Here is a 17,188-nt window from a genome sequence, read left to right as displayed (position 1 = left end):
TCATAAAAAAGTTGAGGAATAAATTCTTTTCGTCCTTGCATACTACAAGATATGAAAAATTGCTATATTTAGTGTTGTGCAACAAGCACAATATAAATACGACATCATGTGACAAGAAGTCAAACTACTCAAAAGTAAATCTTCGGGATTGTATAAATTTGGATCACCTTTGAAAGCTTTCGCAGCAGAAACCTCTAAATCAGGTTTTCCTTCAATCGAAATGTGATGACTTTTTGTATAAATTCTGCTTAAAGAAGAAGAAATATTATCTTTCTTCATCCAATTTAGCGCAACTTTAAATAAATGATTCATTGCTTAATTTTTATCAAAAATAATCTTTTCTAAAAGAAAAACACAACTGAGAATCCTCAATTGTGCTTTCAAAAAATGTTATAATTTATCTACTATTTATTTTCTCAAATAGACATTTCCATATTTAGAAGAAAATTCTTGCAATGGCTGTTTACCTACGTTTGCTGCAATTACTGAATGAAAATTATCTGACTTTATAGTCTTTATTGCAAAATCTAAATTCGTGTACATCTTCCCAAAAAAAGTTTCCACTTTTATTTCTCCAATTTGTTTTGCATTCATTGTTGCATCCACACTTCCGTAAGTTGATTGTGCAATAATCGGCGCATCAAAATTGATAACTTCAATTGTTCCATAAGTCGATTCGATAGCCGTTTTCATATGTTCAGGAACTTTGATTTCCAATACAATATCCATTTGTACGCCTGTAGAAACCGAAGAAGATTTAATGTCATTTGCATCAACATATTTCTGGTAATCCTCTTTGGTTTGAAATTGTTTTTTCTCACTCCCAAAAGTCGCTTTCACTTGATGCGGAATATCTTTTAGGTTAACAACTCTACCTTCGATGGTTTTTCCTTGACCGTTTTTGCTTTCAGTTAAGTTAAAATTCGAGTCATTTTTACCATTATTGATATTTACATTTCCAGAAATACTCACTTCGTTTTGTTTCCAAGTGGTGATTTTAATGATTTGTGGATAATCAAATTTTAATGTTAATTCTTGCCCTTTTTCAACTGAAAAACTCTTCTGAATTTTTGTTTGAGCGATTGATAAATTTGCCAATAAGCCCATTGCTAAAGATAAAATTACTGTTCTCATAACGCTCTCAAATATATTTTACTGTAATCTGATCTGAAAAGGAAACTTGTTCCACCACCATTTAACGTTCCTGTTGCTTGATTGTTAATTTTTATCATGTCAGACGAACTATTGTTCGCTTCTAATTTTAATGATAATTCGGGTGCAATCAAAATATCACCAAACGAAGTTGTTAATTTTACATTTGCTTTAGAAGATTTCGGAATCGAAGCATCCACGTGACCATAGATCGACACAAGCGACAAAGGACCTTTTACATTTTGACTAAATTTAGCATCGATAGAACCATAAATCGTGTTGATTGTTGCAGGACCCGTTACATTCTCTAATACAATATTGTTGTAGCTTGCAGTTGCTTCAACTTCATTTTCAATATTTTTGAACGTAATGGTACTTCCAAATTGAGATTGATGATTAAATGAAATTGTTACACCTTTCGGAACCAATATTTTGATGTTTGGAGGTGTCATTTGTTGAAGTTGTTTTACTTCGATTACACCATTTTTTTCTACAACATTTATTCCTAATTCAGTGTTGTCTTCAAGTCCTAATGAGTTGATTGAGCGCAATCCTTTTGCTCTTTCGTCATTATCTCGCGATCTTGTTTTAGTAGAAAAAACAATTTCGTTTCCATTGTAACCTTCGACTGTAACTCGTCCAAGATCAAGGTTCAGTTTTCCTTTACTTACAGCTAATTTGTACGTTTTCGAATTATCTTCATTCGCACTTTTCGATTCGTTTTGCGCAAAAGTGTACGTAGACATCATCATAAAAGATGCAGCTACCAAAAATATTTTTCTTATCATTTTTTGATTTTTTGTTAATTATTATTTTCTAAAAAGAACCGCGTACGCTTCGTCTTTCACAAACGGTTTTGTTGTAGGATCCAAAACCATTTCTTGTAATTTATTTGTTAATTTCAAATCGATTTGATCGTTATTGATATGCGCTATCATTCCTATTAATTCCATTTGTACCATCGGATCATCTTGCTTCATAAAAATGTCTGTTAACTCTTTTGAAACGTCCGATTTAGGTAATTTTGAAGCAAGTGCTTCGAGTGCATTTAGTCGCACAATTGTATTGTTGTCATTTAAAGCTAAGTTGTATAAACTCTTTTTTAAATTGTGATCAATACTTGGTAAATCAGCTATTTTTGCAATTGCATTAATACGATTACTTGTTGATTCTTGATCGTTTAATGAACTTAAAATTTCATTTTTAAGGTTTTCATCTATACCAATTAATTCTTCTTTTGCTTGAACAACTTTTTCAACTTTTTTCTCTTTCGTAATTCTTACAAACTGAATTTCTTTTTCATTTTGTTCAGTTTTAATTTCAGTTGGATAAACAATTTCTGGTTGAACTTCTTCTACTTTTTTAACCTGTTTTTCCTTAACAACTTCAATTGTTTTTGGCGAATTTACTTGATCATTTTTCAAGAAAAAATATCCACCAACACTCAATAGAACAAGCGCAGAAGCAGCAATACTCCAATTCTGAATTCTCCATTTCTTAGGTTGTTCAATTACCAACGTTTTTTCTTCCTGTTTAGGAATCTCAGCCTGAATTCTTTTCCATAATTCTGCAGAAGGTTCTTTGTTTTCAAAGGCTTCTCTGTTTTTTTTGATATGTTTTTTTAAAGAATCATTCATTGCAAACGGTTTGTTGTAAGGTTTCGTAAATTTTCTTTTTTGCACGATGATATTTACTTCTCACCGTGTTGTGGCTCAATCCCAAAAGTTGAGCAATGTCTTCTTGCGGCATGTCTTCGAACAGAAATAGATTCACAATTGTTCTTGTATCAGTAGGTAATTCTTCAATCGCTTGTTGCAATTCTTCAATTTTACCATCCAATATTTGTTTTTCTTCCAAACTTTCTTCACTGTCATCAATAATATTTGCTCCATCAACATCAGAAAAATAAACTTTATTTTTTCGTAAATGTGAAATCGATTTATTAATCGCAACTCTACTGAACCAAGCTCCTAAATTCTCGATGCTTTTCAACTTTTGAATATCAGAAAAAAGTGAAATAAAAATTTCTTGTGTCAAATCTTCCGCATCAGAAACTTCTGTCACCAAACGATAAACAGAATTGTAAACTGATTTCGAATAGCGATGATAGAGCTGAGTATAACCAGCCTCTACACCAGATTCGCACCAATCTAATAGTTGTTTATCATTTATTGAAAAATTTTCTTTCTCCAAAATTTTCAAGGTTTCATTGTTGTGTCTATTGTATAGACGCAGCAAGTTTTTGAATGTTGCATCAATTTTTAAAAAAGTTTTTGAAATTTAACAATTATTGAATTATTCACCCTGATTTTCAGTGATAATAAGCGAAATTAAATTTCTAAAATTATCCTATTCATCTATATTCTTGATTATTTTTCTATTTTTGTTAGACGTTATACTTAGTCGAAATTGAATATGAAAAAAATAGTTATCATCTTATCTTTGGTTGTAGGAACCAAGTCTTTTGCGCAAGAAATTGAAGTCAAAAATCTTAAAAAACACGTTTATTTTTTGGCTGATGATAAAATGAAAGGAAGAGGAACTGGAAGTGAAGAAAATTTGAAAGCTGCAAAATATATTGCGAAAGAATTCAAAAAATATAAACTTCAACCTTTAGGAGAAGATGGTTATTTTCAAGGATTTGAGGCGAAAGTAAAAAAAGTAAAAGTTGTTGATAGTATTCGTTCTGCAAAAAATGTGATTGCTTTTTTAGATAACAAAGCAGAAAAAACGATTGTGATTGGTGCGCATTACGATCATTTGGGAGAAGGAAAACAAGGAAGTTCTTTGGCGAAAGATAGTTATGGAATGATTCACAATGGTGCTGATGATAACGCTTCTGGCGTTGCTGGTTTGTTAGAATTGGCAAGATTTTACAGTAAAAATAAAGTGACAGAACCTGTTAATTTTTTATTTATTGCTTTTGGTGCAGAGGAGTTAGGTTTGGTTGGTTCACGTTATTTTGTGAAACATCCAACGTATGATTTATCCAAAGTGCATTGGATGTTGAACATGGATATGATTGGTCGTTTGAATAAAGAATCTGGCGTTTCAATTATAGGTTATGGAACTTCTCCAGCTTTTGAAACGATTTTTAACGAAATTAATCCGACTGATTTTGTCAAATTTTATACAGGTTATGAAGGTAGAGGTGGTTCGGATCAAACTTCGTTTTATGAGAAAGATATTCCAGTTTTATTTTTTCATACAGGCGGCCACGACGATTATCACAAACCAACAGATGATGCAGATAAAGTAGATTATGAATCGTTGAAAGGAATTCTTAATCTCGAAAAAGCTGTGATTGAAGGAAGTTTCAAAATTGAAACGATGCCGTTTAGAAGCACTGATAAAACTGAAAAATAATTGATAAAAATCTAAAATTATTTTTTTTCAATCCGTATTTTTGCAACAAATTTCAACGATTGAAAACGGATCTTTTATTAATCACACCACCTTTTACGCAATTAAATACACCATATCCTGGAACAGTTTATTTAAAAGGATTTCTAAACACACTTTCATATTCAACTTTTCAAGCTGATTTAGGTTTAGATGTTATCTTACAATTATTTTCAAGAAAAGGTTTAATTGATTTATTTGAATTTATTCAAAATCAAGAAATTGAATTAGGTGATAATAGTAAAAGAATGGTGATGTTAAGCGATGAATATATCGCAACTATTGATCCTGTTATCCGATTTCTACAAGGAAAAAATTCGACCTTAGCTGATTCAATTATTCAAGATGGATATTTACCAGAAGCTTCTCGTTTTGCGGAGGTTGAAGATTTGGAATGGGCCTTTGGTTCGATGTCTTTTCAAGATAAAGCGAAACATTTAGCAACTTTATATTTAGAAGATTTATCGGATTTAATTATTGAAGCGGTTGATGAAAATTTTGGTTTTTCTCGTTATGCTGAACGTTTGGGAAGATCAGCAAATTCTTTTGATGAATTGTATCAAGAATTACAAAAAGATCCAACTTATATTGATAAAATTACACTTTCGGAATTAGAAAAATTAATTCAGAAAACGAATCCAAAAATGATTGGTTTTTCGGTTCCTTTTCCAGGGAATTTATATTCGGCTTTTCGTTGTGCGCAATATATCAAGACAAATTATCCTGAAATTGTGGTGGATATGGGCGGAGGTTTTCCAAATACGGAATTACGTTCTTTAAGCGATCCTCGAGTATTTGAGTTTTTCGATTTTATTACATTAGATGATGGTGAAGCACCAACTGAACAGTTGATAAAATACATCAATCAAGAAGTTGAAATTTCTGATTTGAAAAGAACTTTTACCCTTCAAAATCATCAAGTTTCTTATATCAATAATCAAACTATTCGAGATTATAAATTTAGCGAAGTTGGAACGCCAGATTATACGGATATCAAATTAGATCAATATATTTCTGTCATCGAAGTGGTTAATCCAATGCATCGTTTGTGGAGTGATGGGCGTTGGAATAAGCTGACAATGGCGCATGGTTGTTATTGGGGAAAATGTACGTTTTGCGATATTTCGTTAGATTATATCAAAATTTATGAACCGATTGCAGCAAAACAAATTGTGGACAGAATGGAAGAGTTGATTGAAACAACTCAAAATACAGGTTTTCATTTTGTTGATGAAGCAGCTCCACCAGCATTAATGCGAGAAGTTGCGTTAGAAATTCTTCGAAGAAAATTGACCGTAACGTGGTGGACAAATATAAGATTCGAGAAAAGTTTTACATACGATTTATGTCGATTACTAAAAGCTTCGGGCTGTATTGCGGTTTCTGGAGGTTTGGAAGTAGCTTCGGATCGATTGTTAAAACTGATTGATAAAGGTGTGACAGTGGAACAAGTTGCGATTGTGAATCGTAATTTTACCGAAGCTGGAATTATGGTACATGCGTATTTGATGTATGGTTTTCCGACACAAACGAAGCAAGAAACAATTGATAGTTTGGAAATGGTTCGTCAAATGTTCGAATTAGGAATTCTTCAATCAGGATTTTGGCATCAATTTGCGATGACAGCACATAGTCCAGTTGGGTTGAATCCAGAGAAGTATCAAGTGATTAATCATAGCACCGAATTAGGAACTTTTGCGAATAATGATATGATTCACGAAGAAAAATCAGGCTTAATTCATGATCAATTTTCGTATGGATTAAAGAAGTCATTGTTTAATTATATGCACGGTGTTGGTTTTGAATTATCACTGAATGAATGGTTTGATTTTAAAGTTCCGAGAACGTCAATTCAACCAAATTATATCGAAACTGTTCTGAATAATGAAACTTTTTTAACACATAAACCAACGCAAAAAGTAGTTTGGTTAGGAGGGAAGCCGCAAATAGAATTTGTTACGAAAACCAAAAAAGGGAAGACTTTTGAGAATGCTGTTTTACAATTTCATACCAAACAAGATTACCTTGAAATTGTTGTAGACAAAGCGATTGGTGAATGGTTGGTTGATTTTGTACAACATCTAAAAGAAAGTCCAAAAGCAGTTTCGTATCAACAAATGAAACAAAGTTTTGAAGAAAAAATACAAACTGATTTTGAGATTTTTATCTATTCAAAACAAGCTGAAAAATTAAAAGAAACAGTTTTATTGATTGTTTAAATATATTTTATTAAATATACTTTTATTGATAAAGATAAGATTAATAAATCTTGACGATAAAAAATGAGCAAAATTATTAATATGGATTAGTAGAAGTAATGATGAAAAAAAAAAATCCAACTAATTAAGATGGATTTTTTTTATTTAAAAAGGATAAAAATCTTCTCTATTTTCTGCAGCAACAACTGACTTTCTTATAAAAAGGATATCAACAAAATTTGAATTTTCGTTTACTCCATTTATATCTCCCCAAATTACCCATCTTTTTAGTGTCGGATTTGTTCTTAACTGCCAAGAATGTAAATGATATTCGTTAAAAATATTATGTATTGCTCTAATTTCAGAAAAAGAGAAGCCTACATTTGAAAGAAAAGCTTCCCATTTATCGGAAGACATTTGTGTATCAAAACCAGCTCCATTACTTGGGTAATCACTGATTTTATATCTTTTTATGACAAACATTGCAGAAGAATTATCATCTGCCGTAAAATTCGCTACATTTTTATTAGGAACTAAATTTCCTTTGGTTGTTTTTCCAATTACATTATAATTTTCTGAATTAACAACAGGATTATGAGATGTTGAAGATTTTATAGGTAAATTATGTACACGTATTGTACCATTTACATCTAAAGATTCTGTTGGAGTATTGCTATTAACACCTACTTGTGCAAAAGCAAAATTTAGAAAACCTGCTAAAAATAAAGAAAATGTAAATTTTTTTTTCATTTTAATAGATTTAGAGTGAACGATCTTCTGCTGCAACATAATTAGACTTGATAAATAAAACATCAACATAATCTTGTTCTTGTAGATTTATGATATCTCCAATAATTTTCCAAGTTCCACCGGAAGCCCCTTTCATTCTATAATTGAAATAATCATCTTTCTTAAACTGAGCTTGAGTATCACTTGTAGCAGTTAGGAACTTATAACTTATATTCGAAATCATAGCTTGCCAGTTATCTACTTTCATACCTGTGTCACCATCGAAAATACCAGTAGAACTTCCTCCGGTGTAATTTGGATGATAACGACCAATGGCTCCTCCAACATTATCATAGAGATGATATCTTTTTATAACAAAATAGGCTTCAGAATCATTATTTGTAGTAAAAGATGTCCCAATTGTGTTATTAGGTATTAATTTTTCGTTATTCACTATTCCTAAAACACCATTAGCATCAGCTACAACAGGATATTGAGCTTTAAATAATTGATCTGGATTTTGAGAGGCAGTTCCAGAAGGAGTTGTATGTATACCTATGGTTCCGTTGTCTGGAAGTGTACGTACTCTAAGTGTCCCATCAATGTCTAATGTTTCGGTAGGTGTATTTGTTTTAATACCTACTTGAGAATAAGAATTTGAAGATAAAAGCCCTACTACAAATAGAATAAAATGTTTCTTCATAAAAAAGGTTTGTTGTTTGATGATTGAATTTTATATAAATTAAAGATATTAAATATTTATTTATCAAACGGTAAAGATAAAAATAATATTTATTTTCTTTATATGTATAATTGTGATTTACTTTGAAAATTTAAACCTATTTACAAATTAATTTTTTAACTCGCTTTTACATATTTTAATTATTCTAGTGTATTTGTTACATTCAATAAATAATTACTATATTTGAATTACAACAGAAAAGAAATGCAAAAAATTAAGGAAAATATTAAACCTTTATTTGTTGGTATGAATAAGCAAACTTCTGCTTTACTTTCCAAAATTGTATTTGCTCAATATTCACACTAGAATATTGCAGATTATTTGTTGACGAATCTCGTCATCTATCTACCTTTTCATCAAAATAACAAACAAAATACGATATGCCACTTTATCATCATTTGGGAGAATTCCCACAAAAGCGACATACGGTATTCCGAAAACCAAATGGAGAATTATATGCAGAAGAATTAGTTTCTACGCATGGATTTTCGAGTACGTATTCCAATGTTTACCACTGTTATCCACCAACTTTGGTAAAAGCGATTAGCGAACCTTATTCGGTAGAACCTAAAATTGCTCGCGCAAAACATTTAAAACATACATCTTTAAAAGGTTTCAAAGTAAAACCAACGAAAGATTATTTAGAATCTCGTGTGCCAGTTTTGGTTAACAATGATTTGCATATTTCATTGGCTGCGCCACAAGAATCGATGACTGATTATTTCTACAAAAATTCGATGGCGGATGAAGTAATTTTTATCCACGAAGGTTCTGGAATTTTGAAAACTGGATATGGACAAATTGAATTTGAATATGGAGATTATTTAGTGATTCCACGCGGAATTATTTATCAGCTTCATTTTAATGATTCAAATAACCGATTGTTTATTACAGAATCATTTAGTCCAGTTGAAACGCCTCGTCGTTATCGTAACCATTTTGGACAATTAATGGAACATTCACCTTTTTGTGAGCGTGATATAAAACGTCCTCAAAATCTTGAAACCAATGATGAACATGGAGATTTCAAGATTATGATCAAAAAAGAAGGTTTGATTTATCCATATGTTTATGGAACTCATCCTTTTGATTTTGTAGGTTGGGATGGTTATCATTATCCATGGGCTTTTTCTATCCATAATTTCGAGCCAATTACAGGACGTATTCATCAACCGCCACCTGTTCATCAAACTTTTGAAGGTGCAGGTTTTGTGATTTGTAGTTTTGTTCCGCGTCTTTTCGATTATCATCCAAATGCGATTCCAGCGCCTTATAATCATAGTAATGTAGATTCTGATGAGATTTTATATTATGTTGATGGAGATTTTATGTCGAGAAAATCGGTTGAGAAAGGGCAAATTACATTACATCCGGCAGGAATTCCGCATGGTCCACATCCAGGTACAGTTGAAAAATCAATTGGAGCGAAAGAAACACACGAATTAGCGGTGATGATTGATCCTTTCAGACCATTGATGTTAACTGAACAAGCGTTAGAAATAGAAGATCCAGATTATTATAAATCTTGGCTTTATTAAGAGATTTTAATTTTGTTCTAAGTTCTAAGTTCTAAGTTCTAAGTTCTAAGTTCTAAGTTCTAAGTTCGTTGTCATCTGAGCTTGTCGAAGAATCTAAGAAAAGATTTAATAAAAGTCATCGTGAACTTGTTTCAATATCTCATAAGTTAATTTGAAGAAAAGCTGAAATAAATTAAGCTTGGCGTAACTGTCATTCTGAGCTTGTCGAAGAATCTAAATAATTATAGTAAAACTTAATACATTTTACTTTTTACATAATACAATAAATTAAAAAACACCATAAAAATGAGTACACAAACATTTGCTGAAAAAATAGCATTAGCACAAGATTTTCTTCCAATCAATGGAACAGATTATATCGAGTTTTATGTAGGAAATGCGAAGCAAGCTGCACATTATTATAAAACTGCTTTCGGATATCAGGAAGTTGCGTATGCAGGACCAGAAACAGGAGTGAGAGATAGAGCTTCTTATGTTTTACAACAAGGTAAAATACGTTTAGTTTTAACTTCAGGTTTAAAATCAGACTCACCAATTTGTCAACATGCAATGAAACATGGTGATGGAGTTAAAATTTTAGCACTTTGGGTGGATGATGCGTACGATGCTTTTGAGCAAACAACAAAACGTGGAGGAAAACCTTATATGGAGCCAACTACTATTACAGATGAGTTTGGTGAAGTAAAAATGTCTGGAATTTACACATATGGTGAAACGATTCATATGTTTATTGAGCGTAAAAATTATGAAGGTCCTTTTATGCCAGGTTATGTGAAATCTGAATCAACATATCAACCAACAGATTGTGGTTTGTTGTATGTAGATCATTGCGTTGGTAATGTAGGCTGGAATCGCATGAACGAGGCGGTAGCTTGGTATCAAGATGTAATGGGATTTGTAAATATTTTATCGTTTGATGATAAGCAAATCAATACAGAATATTCAGCATTAATGTCGAAAGTAATGAGTAACGGAAATGGTTATTCAAAATTTCCTATTAATGAGCCTGCAGAAGGTCAAAAGAAATCTCAAGTTGAAGAATATTTAGATTTTTACGAAGGAGAAGGTGTGCAGCACATTGCTGTTGCAACTAAGGATATTGTAAAAACTGTTACAGAGCTTAAATCTCGCGGAGTTGAGTTTTTATCTGCACCACCAGAGGCTTATTACGATATGATTCCAGAACGTGTAGGTGAAATTGATGAGGATATCAAGAAGTTACAAGATTTAGGAATTTTGGTTGATTGTGATGAAGAAGGTTATTTGTTACAAATTTTTACAAAACCAGTCGAAGATCGTCCAACATTATTCTACGAAATTATCGAGCGTCATGGAGCGCAATCGTTTGGAGCAGGGAATTTCAAAGCATTGTTCGAAGCGTTAGAAAGAGAGCAAGAACGTCGAGGAAATTTATAAATAAATATTTTTAAAAAAGCCATTGGATTATTTCTAATGGCTTTTTTCTTAATCAAATCTTAAGTTTTGTGTAAGGAGGTTTCAAATACATTTGTTCAATAAAATGAATGTGAAAATGAACCAAATTAAAACAAAAACGATATTAATGAATTGTGTATTACTTTCAATATTTTCGATAAAAGGGAATGCACAAGATACGATACAGCAAACTAAAACGGATTCTATTCAACTTGATTCTATTTCAAAACAGACATTTAATCCAGAAGATAAAGTTTATCATTTTAACGCCAAAAAGTTGATTATTCCTGCGACTTTAATTACGTACGGAAGTTTGAGTTTGGCAATTCCAGCGTTGGATAATTTGAATAAATCGACTCAAAAAGAGATTTTGGAAGATAAAACCAAAGGAAATCGATTTGATAATTATACACAATATTTGCCTGCGGTAGCGGTTTATGGATTAAACTTAGCAGGTGTTCAAGGAAAGCATAATTTACGAGATCGAACGATAATTTTAGCAACTTCTCAAATCATCAATACTGGTTTGGTGATGGGGTTAAAACACACTGTACAAGAGGAAAGACCTGATGGTACAAACAATCTTTCTTTTCCTTCAGGACATACGGCGAATGCGTTTTCTACGGCTCAATTTATGTTTCGAGAATACCAAGATTCTAATTTTTGGTTGAGTTTGGCTGGATATCCTTTGGCTGCTTTTACGGGTGTTTATCGTGTTATCAATAATCGCCATTGGGTAGGAGATGTTGTTGCTGGAGCGGGAATAGGAATTTTATCGACGGAATTGGCGTATTGGTTATTTCCTACAATTAACAATTGGTTTTCTCCCAAAAATAAAGAATCTAAAGTCGCAACAATGGTTTTTCCTGTTTATCAAAATAATCAAGCGGGAGTTGGTTTGGTGATGAGGTTTTAGTTATTTATAACCATATTTCGACCTTTTAAATAATATAAAATAGAACCTAAATATGGAATTAATACTACAACAAAAATCCATAGAAATTTTGTTTTTAAATTTCTAAACTGATGTGTAATAATATGTATTAAACACATTATTGGTAAAAAGGCCATTGTTAATGCAAAAAGAAACCATATCCCAACAAAAATATCTTCCATTGTTTAATTAATTTGCATAAAACTAATGAATATTTCAACTAACATTCATTAGTTTTTATAAAAAATCATTATCTTCAACGCTCAAAACTGCAAACAAATAAAATGAAGAATATAGAACTAACGATTCCAAAATTGGGAGAAAGTGTTGAGTCTGTACAATTGGTTCGTTTTACAAAAAACGTTGGTGATTTCATTCAAGAGGATGAGGTAATTGCCGAAGTTTCGACGGATAAAGTAGATTCTGATGTGCCTTCTACAACTGCTGGAAAAATTATTGAGTTTAGATTTAATGAAGGAGATGAAATAAAAATCGGAGAAGTTTTTGCTTTAATTGAGCCATCAGAAAATCAACAACAATTAGCTCAAAAAACTGAAAATGTTGAAGAAAAAAAGATTGAAACTGCTACAACTTCACAAACTATAAATTCAATCGATACAAATCAATTTTTATCACCTTTGGTAAAAAGTATTATTCAAAAAGAAAATCTTCAATCAACTGATATTTCACAAATAAAAGGTTCTGGTCGTGATGGGAGAATTTCGAAGAATGATGTGTTGAATTATATTAAAAATAAATCATTTACAACTAATAATTCAAGTAATGCTTTAAGTGAAAATAATGTAGTTTCAAGTTCTTCTTTTGGAGCGAAAGATGAAATCATTGAGATGGATAAAATGCGTCAATTGATTTCGAAACACATGAAAAAGAGTAAACAAACTTCGCCTCATGTGACTGCTTATGTTGAACCTGATGTGACGAATTTTGTGAAATGGCGCGAAGAAAATAAAGCTGCTTTTGAAGCAAAATACAAACAGAAATTAACGTTTACGCCGTTAATTGTAGATTGTGTTGTTCGGGCAATTAAAGATTTTCCAATGGTTAATGTATCAGTTGATGAAACTGAGACTAAAATAATCAAACACAATGAGATAAATATTGGAATTGCAACTGCTTTACCAAACAATAATTTGATTGTTCCTGTTATTCATCAAGCCAATGAATTGAATTTAGAAGGTTTAGCAAAAGGTGTAAATTCAATTGTAGATAAAGCGAGAAACAACAAACTTTCGCCAGATGATGTTCGTGGAGGAACGTTTACAATAAGTAATGTAGGAACTTTTGGTAATTTAATGGGAACGCCAATTATCAATCAACCCGAAGTGGCAATTTTGGCGACTGGTGTAATCAAGAAAAAACCAGCGGTTTTGGAAACTGAATTTGGAGATATTATTGTGGCAAGACAATTTATGTATTTGTCACTTTCGTTTGATCATCGTGTGATAGACGGATCTTTGGGAGGCGTTTTCTTGAAACGAATTTCAGATTACATGGAGAATTGGGATGTTAACACGCAAATTTAATCAGAATGGAAACCATATTATCAACAACAACATTACTTAAACAAGCATACGAATTATTGGTTACTGCAAAATCTTTAACCGAATTATACGAAGAAAATAAAGCTGTAACAAGCAAATATGTTCACGCAACAGCGCGTGGACACGAAGCAATTCAAATTGCAACAGGATTACAATTATTACCACAAGATTACTTAAGCGCATATTACCGTGATGATGCCATGTTATTATCAATCGGGATTACGCCTTATGAATTGATGTTGCAATTATTGGCAAAACGCGATGATATTTTTTCTGGAGGAAGAACGTATTATTCTCATCCAAGTTTGCGTCGAGATAATATGCCAAAAATTCCGCATCAAAGTAGTGCAACGGGAATGCAAGCGATTCCAACAACGGGAATTGCGATGGGAATGCAATACAAAGAGTTAGAAGGTCTTTGTGACGAAGAACTAAAACCAATTGCAGTTTGTTCGTTAGGAGATGCGTCTTGTACAGAAGGTGAGGTTGCGGAAGCTTTCCAAATGGCAGCGTTGAAACAATTACCAATTTTATATTTGGTTCAAGATAATGAATGGGATATTTCGGCTTCGGCAGATGAAATTCGTGCGCAAGATATTGCCCATTATGCGAAAGGTTTCAATGGTTTGGAAGTTTTTGTGGTTGATGGAACAGATTTCTTGGCTTCTTATGAAACGATTCAACGTGCAATTGAAATTATTCGTACAGAACGTCGTCCGATTTTGGTGCATGCAAAAGTTCCTTTATTGAATCATCATACATCTGGCGTTCGCAAAGAATGGTACAGAGATGATTTGGAGGAAGCACAATCTCGCGATCCTTATGATAAATTAAAACATACGTTATTAAATGAAGGTTTCGAAGAAAATGATTTAATCGAAATTGAGAATAAGATAAAAGAACAAGTTCAGGCTGAATATCAAGAAGCATTAAAAGCAGAAGATCCTCGCCCTGAAGATTTGTATACGCATGTTTTTGCGCCAACACCGATTACTGAAGAAAAAGGAAATCGTTCACCAGAAGGAAAAGAAAAAACAGTAATGGTAGATTCTGCGTTGTTTGCGATTCGTGAATTGATGGCAGAACATCCAGAAGCTTTATTATATGGACAAGATGTTGGGTTGCGTTTGGGTGGAGTTTTTCGTGAAGCAGCAACTTTAGCAAAACAATATGGAAAAAATCGTGTATTTAATACACCAATTCAAGAAGCATTTATAATCGGATCTACAGTTGGAATGTCTGCAGTTGGCTTAAAACCAATTGTTGAGGTGCAATTTGCCGATTATATTTGGCCTGGTCTTAATCAATTGTTTACAGAAGTAGCGCGTTCTAATTATTTATCAAACGGTAAATGGCCAGTTTCTATGATTTTACGTGTACCAATTGGTGCGTACGGAAGCGGAGGTCCTTATCATTCAAGTTCGGTTGAAAGTGTTTTGACGAATATCAAAGGAATCAAAATTGCGTATCCATCTACTGGAGCGGATTTGAAAGGCTTGATGAAAGCAGCATATTATGATCCAAATCCTGTGGTAATGTTAGAACACAAAGGGTTGTATTGGAGTAAAATAAAAGGAACAGAAGATGCGGCGACTGTTGAGCCAGACGAAGATTATATATTGCCTTTTGGTAAAGCACGTGAAGTTTTAACGGCTGAATCTTCTCAAAATCATAATTCTGTTTCGATTATTACATACGGAATGGGAGTATATTGGGCAAAACAAGCAGCGAAGGATTTTCCTAATCAAGTCGAAATTATCGATTTAAGAACTTTAGTTCCATTAGATGAGGAGTCAATCTTTAATAGTGTAAAAAAACACAATCGTTGTATAGTTTTGACAGAAGAAGCGAAGCAGAACTCTTTTGCACAGAGTATTGCAGGCTTAATTAATGAAGAGTGTTTTGAGTACTTAGATGCACCAATTCGTGTGTTAGGAGCGCAAGATATGCCAGCAATTCCATTAAATTCCACTTTAGAAGCAGAAATGTTACCGAATGCTGAAAAATTAAAAACATTGATTAATAATGTTTTATCCTATTAAAAAGGCAACAATTAATAATAATTGTATTTTTTACACTAAAAAAACTAACGTTTGTTAGTTTTTTTATTTTTTTTGATTAAATTTGTTATTATCAAAAATCAAAATCTGCAAAAATTATGATATTTAATCCCGAGATAGAACAAATGCCAATTGAAAAATTGCGCGTTCTTCAAAACGAAAGACTTCAAAACATGTTACAAAAAGTGTACAACAATGTACCTTTTTACAAAGAAGCATTTGATGCAGCTGGAATAAAGCCAGAAGACATCAAAGGTGTTGAAGATCTACACAAATTACCTTTCACTAAAAAAACACATTTAAGAGAGAACTATCCGTTCGGATTATTTGCAGAACTAAAGAGCAACGTAATCCGTTTACATTGTTCAAGCGGCACAACAGGAAAACCAACTGTTGTAGGTTATACCAAAAACGACATCGAATTATTTTCAGAAGTAGTAGCGCGTTCTTTAGCGGCTTCTGGATGCGAACCGGGAATGACATTACAAAATGCCTATGGTTATGGTTTGTTTACAGGAGGTTTGGGATTACATTATGGAGCAGAAAAATTAGGAATGACAGTTGTTCCTATTTCTGGTGGAAATACTGAAAAACAAATCATGTTGTTGAAAGATTTTCAAGCTGATGCGATTTGTGCAACACCATCGTATGCATTAACAGTAGCAGAGGAAATCAAAAAAAGAGGAGAATCTTTGGATAATTTTAATTTAAAGGTTGCTATTTTAGGGTCAGAACCTTGGTCAGAAGCGTTACGTCAAGAAGTAGAAGGAAGTTTGAACATCAAAGCTTCTAATATCTATGGATTGAGCGAAATTATCGGACCTGGTGTATCTAACGAAGATTACGAAGAACAAGGAACAGGATCTTATATTTGGGAAGATCATTTCTTTCCAGAAATTGTAGACGAGAAAACAGGAGAGCCTGTGCCTTACGGACAACCTGGAGTTTTAGTGATTACAACGTTAACAAAAGAAGCTTTACCATTGGTGCGTTATTGGACGGGAGATATTACAACCCTTACGTACGAACATTCTAAGAAAAGAACGCATATCAAAATGGGACCAATTATTGGTCGTGCAGATGATATGATGATTATTAGAGGTGTAAATTTCTTTCACACACAAATCGCTGATTTTATTCCAGAATTCCCAGAATTATCACCAAATTATCAAGTAGTTTTAACAAAACCTAAAAATATGGATGCTGTAGAAGTTGGATTTGAAATTAATCCTGACTATTTTGCAGCCCAAGGTTACACTTGTGATAATTTGAACGACGAATCTAATCATGCATGTTGCAAATTAATCTCTAACATTCACAAAAAAATTAGAGACAATATTGGATTAGGAATGAATGTTAAATTGTATCAAGTTGATGGACTTCCGAAAAGTGAAGGAGGAAAATTAAACCGAATCATCGATAACAGACATTTATAAA

General features: G+C 32.5%; 15 protein-coding genes and 1 pseudogene. 8 read left to right on the top strand and 8 right to left on the bottom strand.

Features of this window, described 5'->3' with window-relative positions:
* Positions 1-90 precede the first annotated feature (90 nt).
* The 5 genes and pseudogenes from HXZ74_RS02495 to HXZ74_RS02475 form a co-directional block, all read right to left on the bottom strand.
* A pseudogene (locus HXZ74_RS02495) lies at positions 91-312 on the bottom strand (OsmC family protein); the annotation flags it as partial.
* A gap of 96 nt (positions 313-408) precedes the next feature.
* On the bottom strand, positions 409-1,134 hold the full coding sequence (locus HXZ74_RS02490) for a hypothetical protein (protein ID WP_286473665.1): 726 nt from the start codon (positions 1,132-1,134) through the stop codon (positions 409-411).
* Complete coding sequence (locus tag HXZ74_RS02485; RefSeq protein WP_115000345.1) at positions 1,131-1,940, bottom strand: DUF4097 family beta strand repeat-containing protein; 810 nt, start codon at positions 1,938-1,940, stop codon at positions 1,131-1,133. Before HXZ74_RS02485 ends, HXZ74_RS02490 begins: the two co-directional genes overlap by 4 nt.
* 21 nt (positions 1,941-1,961) lie before the next feature.
* Positions 1,962-2,789, bottom strand: coding sequence for a hypothetical protein (locus tag HXZ74_RS02480; protein ID WP_286473661.1), 828 nt, complete (start codon positions 2,787-2,789; stop codon positions 1,962-1,964).
* Positions 2,782-3,345, bottom strand: coding sequence for an RNA polymerase sigma factor (locus tag HXZ74_RS02475; RefSeq protein WP_185144198.1), 564 nt, complete (start codon positions 3,343-3,345; stop codon positions 2,782-2,784). Before HXZ74_RS02475 ends, HXZ74_RS02480 begins: the two co-directional genes overlap by 8 nt.
* 222 nt (positions 3,346-3,567) lie before the next feature.
* On the opposite strand from HXZ74_RS02475, the gene HXZ74_RS02470 reads away from it, so the two are divergent.
* Together HXZ74_RS02470 and HXZ74_RS02465 are read left to right on the top strand one after the other, a co-directional pair.
* Positions 3,568-4,518, top strand: coding sequence for a M20/M25/M40 family metallo-hydrolase (locus tag HXZ74_RS02470; RefSeq protein ID WP_286473659.1), 951 nt, complete (start codon positions 3,568-3,570; stop codon positions 4,516-4,518).
* A 59-nt stretch (positions 4,519-4,577) separates the two neighbouring features.
* Entirely contained in the window at positions 4,578-6,773 is a 2,196-nt protein-coding gene (locus HXZ74_RS02465; RefSeq protein ID WP_286473656.1) for a B12-binding domain-containing radical SAM protein, read from the top strand.
* Between the two features lie 144 nt (positions 6,774-6,917).
* On the opposite strand, the gene HXZ74_RS02460 is transcribed toward HXZ74_RS02465, so the two are convergent.
* Both HXZ74_RS02460 and HXZ74_RS02455 read right to left on the bottom strand, forming a co-directional pair.
* Positions 6,918-7,502, bottom strand: coding sequence for a hypothetical protein (locus HXZ74_RS02460; RefSeq protein WP_115000335.1), 585 nt, complete (start codon positions 7,500-7,502; stop codon positions 6,918-6,920).
* A 10-nt stretch (positions 7,503-7,512) separates the two neighbouring features.
* A complete protein-coding gene (locus HXZ74_RS02455) occupies positions 7,513-8,184 on the bottom strand; it encodes a hypothetical protein (protein WP_286473654.1) in 672 nt (223 codons plus the stop codon).
* Between the two features lie 419 nt (positions 8,185-8,603).
* Between HXZ74_RS02455 and HXZ74_RS02450 the strand changes: the two genes are divergently transcribed.
* The 3 genes from HXZ74_RS02450 (at position 8,604) to HXZ74_RS02440 (ending at position 12,111) form a co-directional block, all read left to right on the top strand.
* Entirely contained in the window at positions 8,604-9,761 is a 1,158-nt protein-coding gene (locus HXZ74_RS02450) for a homogentisate 1,2-dioxygenase (RefSeq protein ID WP_115000332.1), read from the top strand.
* A gap of 285 nt (positions 9,762-10,046) precedes the next feature.
* On the top strand, positions 10,047-11,177 hold the full coding sequence (hppD, locus tag HXZ74_RS02445) for a 4-hydroxyphenylpyruvate dioxygenase (protein WP_115000329.1): 1,131 nt from the start codon (positions 10,047-10,049) through the stop codon (positions 11,175-11,177).
* A 145-nt stretch (positions 11,178-11,322) separates the two neighbouring features.
* Positions 11,323-12,111 (top strand): phosphatase PAP2 family protein, encoded by a 789-nt coding sequence (locus tag HXZ74_RS02440; protein ID WP_260392444.1) that lies wholly within the window; start codon positions 11,323-11,325, stop codon positions 12,109-12,111.
* On the opposite strand, the gene HXZ74_RS17175 is transcribed toward HXZ74_RS02440, so the two are convergent.
* On the bottom strand, positions 12,108-12,248 hold the full coding sequence (locus HXZ74_RS17175; protein ID WP_350324676.1) for a PLD nuclease N-terminal domain-containing protein: 141 nt from the start codon (positions 12,246-12,248) through the stop codon (positions 12,108-12,110). The two genes, HXZ74_RS02440 and HXZ74_RS17175, sit on opposite strands and share 4 nt — an antisense overlap.
* Positions 12,249-12,413: 165 nt before the next feature.
* Between HXZ74_RS17175 and HXZ74_RS02435 the strand changes: the two genes are divergently transcribed.
* From HXZ74_RS02435 to HXZ74_RS02425, 3 genes are all read left to right on the top strand, one after another.
* The gene (locus HXZ74_RS02435) at positions 12,414-13,673 is read left to right on the top strand and encodes a dihydrolipoamide acetyltransferase family protein (RefSeq protein WP_115000323.1); all 1,260 of its coding nucleotides are present in this window, start codon (positions 12,414-12,416) and stop codon (positions 13,671-13,673) included.
* Between the two features lie 5 nt (positions 13,674-13,678).
* Positions 13,679-15,733 (top strand): alpha-ketoacid dehydrogenase subunit alpha/beta, encoded by a 2,055-nt coding sequence (locus HXZ74_RS02430; protein WP_286473652.1) that lies wholly within the window; start codon positions 13,679-13,681, stop codon positions 15,731-15,733.
* A gap of 116 nt (positions 15,734-15,849) precedes the next feature.
* Positions 15,850-17,187, top strand: a complete 1,338-nt coding sequence (locus HXZ74_RS02425) for a phenylacetate--CoA ligase family protein (protein WP_286473650.1) — start codon at positions 15,850-15,852, stop codon at positions 17,185-17,187.
* The last annotated feature ends 1 nt before the right edge of the window (position 17,188 follow it).

The organism is Empedobacter sp. R750 (genome assembly GCF_030324345.1).
In the GTDB taxonomy this organism is placed as follows: Bacteria; Bacteroidota; Bacteroidia; order Flavobacteriales; family Weeksellaceae; genus Empedobacter; species Empedobacter falsenii_C.
The sequence above is the reverse complement of the archived record's forward strand: the minus strand, read 5'-3'. Positions and strand labels throughout refer to the sequence as shown.

Excerpts from the sequence above, each read along its gene's own strand:
- HXZ74_RS02490 (WP_286473665.1), bottom strand. The coding sequence starts at position 1,134 with ATGAGAACAGTAATTTTATCTTTAGCAATGGGCTTATTGGCAAATTTA.
- HXZ74_RS02485 (WP_115000345.1), bottom strand. The coding sequence starts at position 1,940 with ATGATAAGAAAAATATTTTTGGTAGCTGCATCTTTTATGATGATGTCT.
- HXZ74_RS02480 (WP_286473661.1), bottom strand. The coding sequence starts at position 2,789 with ATGAATGATTCTTTAAAAAAACATATCAAAAAAAACAGAGAAGCCTTT.
- HXZ74_RS02470 (WP_286473659.1), top strand. The coding sequence starts at position 3,568 with ATGAAAAAAATAGTTATCATCTTATCTTTGGTTGTAGGAACCAAGTCT.
- HXZ74_RS02460 (WP_115000335.1), bottom strand. The coding sequence starts at position 7,502 with ATGAAAAAAAAATTTACATTTTCTTTATTTTTAGCAGGTTTTCTAAAT.
- HXZ74_RS02455 (WP_286473654.1), bottom strand. The coding sequence starts at position 8,184 with ATGAAGAAACATTTTATTCTATTTGTAGTAGGGCTTTTATCTTCAAAT.
- HXZ74_RS02450 (WP_115000332.1), top strand. The coding sequence starts at position 8,604 with ATGCCACTTTATCATCATTTGGGAGAATTCCCACAAAAGCGACATACG.
- hppD (WP_115000329.1), top strand. The coding sequence starts at position 10,047 with ATGAGTACACAAACATTTGCTGAAAAAATAGCATTAGCACAAGATTTT.
- HXZ74_RS02440 (WP_260392444.1), top strand. The coding sequence starts at position 11,323 with ATGAATTGTGTATTACTTTCAATATTTTCGATAAAAGGGAATGCACAA.
- HXZ74_RS17175 (WP_350324676.1), bottom strand. The coding sequence starts at position 12,248 with ATGTGTTTAATACATATTATTACACATCAGTTTAGAAATTTAAAAACA.
- HXZ74_RS02435 (WP_115000323.1), top strand. The coding sequence starts at position 12,414 with ATGAAGAATATAGAACTAACGATTCCAAAATTGGGAGAAAGTGTTGAG.
- HXZ74_RS02430 (WP_286473652.1), top strand. The coding sequence starts at position 13,679 with ATGGAAACCATATTATCAACAACAACATTACTTAAACAAGCATACGAA.
- HXZ74_RS02425 (WP_286473650.1), top strand. The coding sequence starts at position 15,850 with ATGATATTTAATCCCGAGATAGAACAAATGCCAATTGAAAAATTGCGC.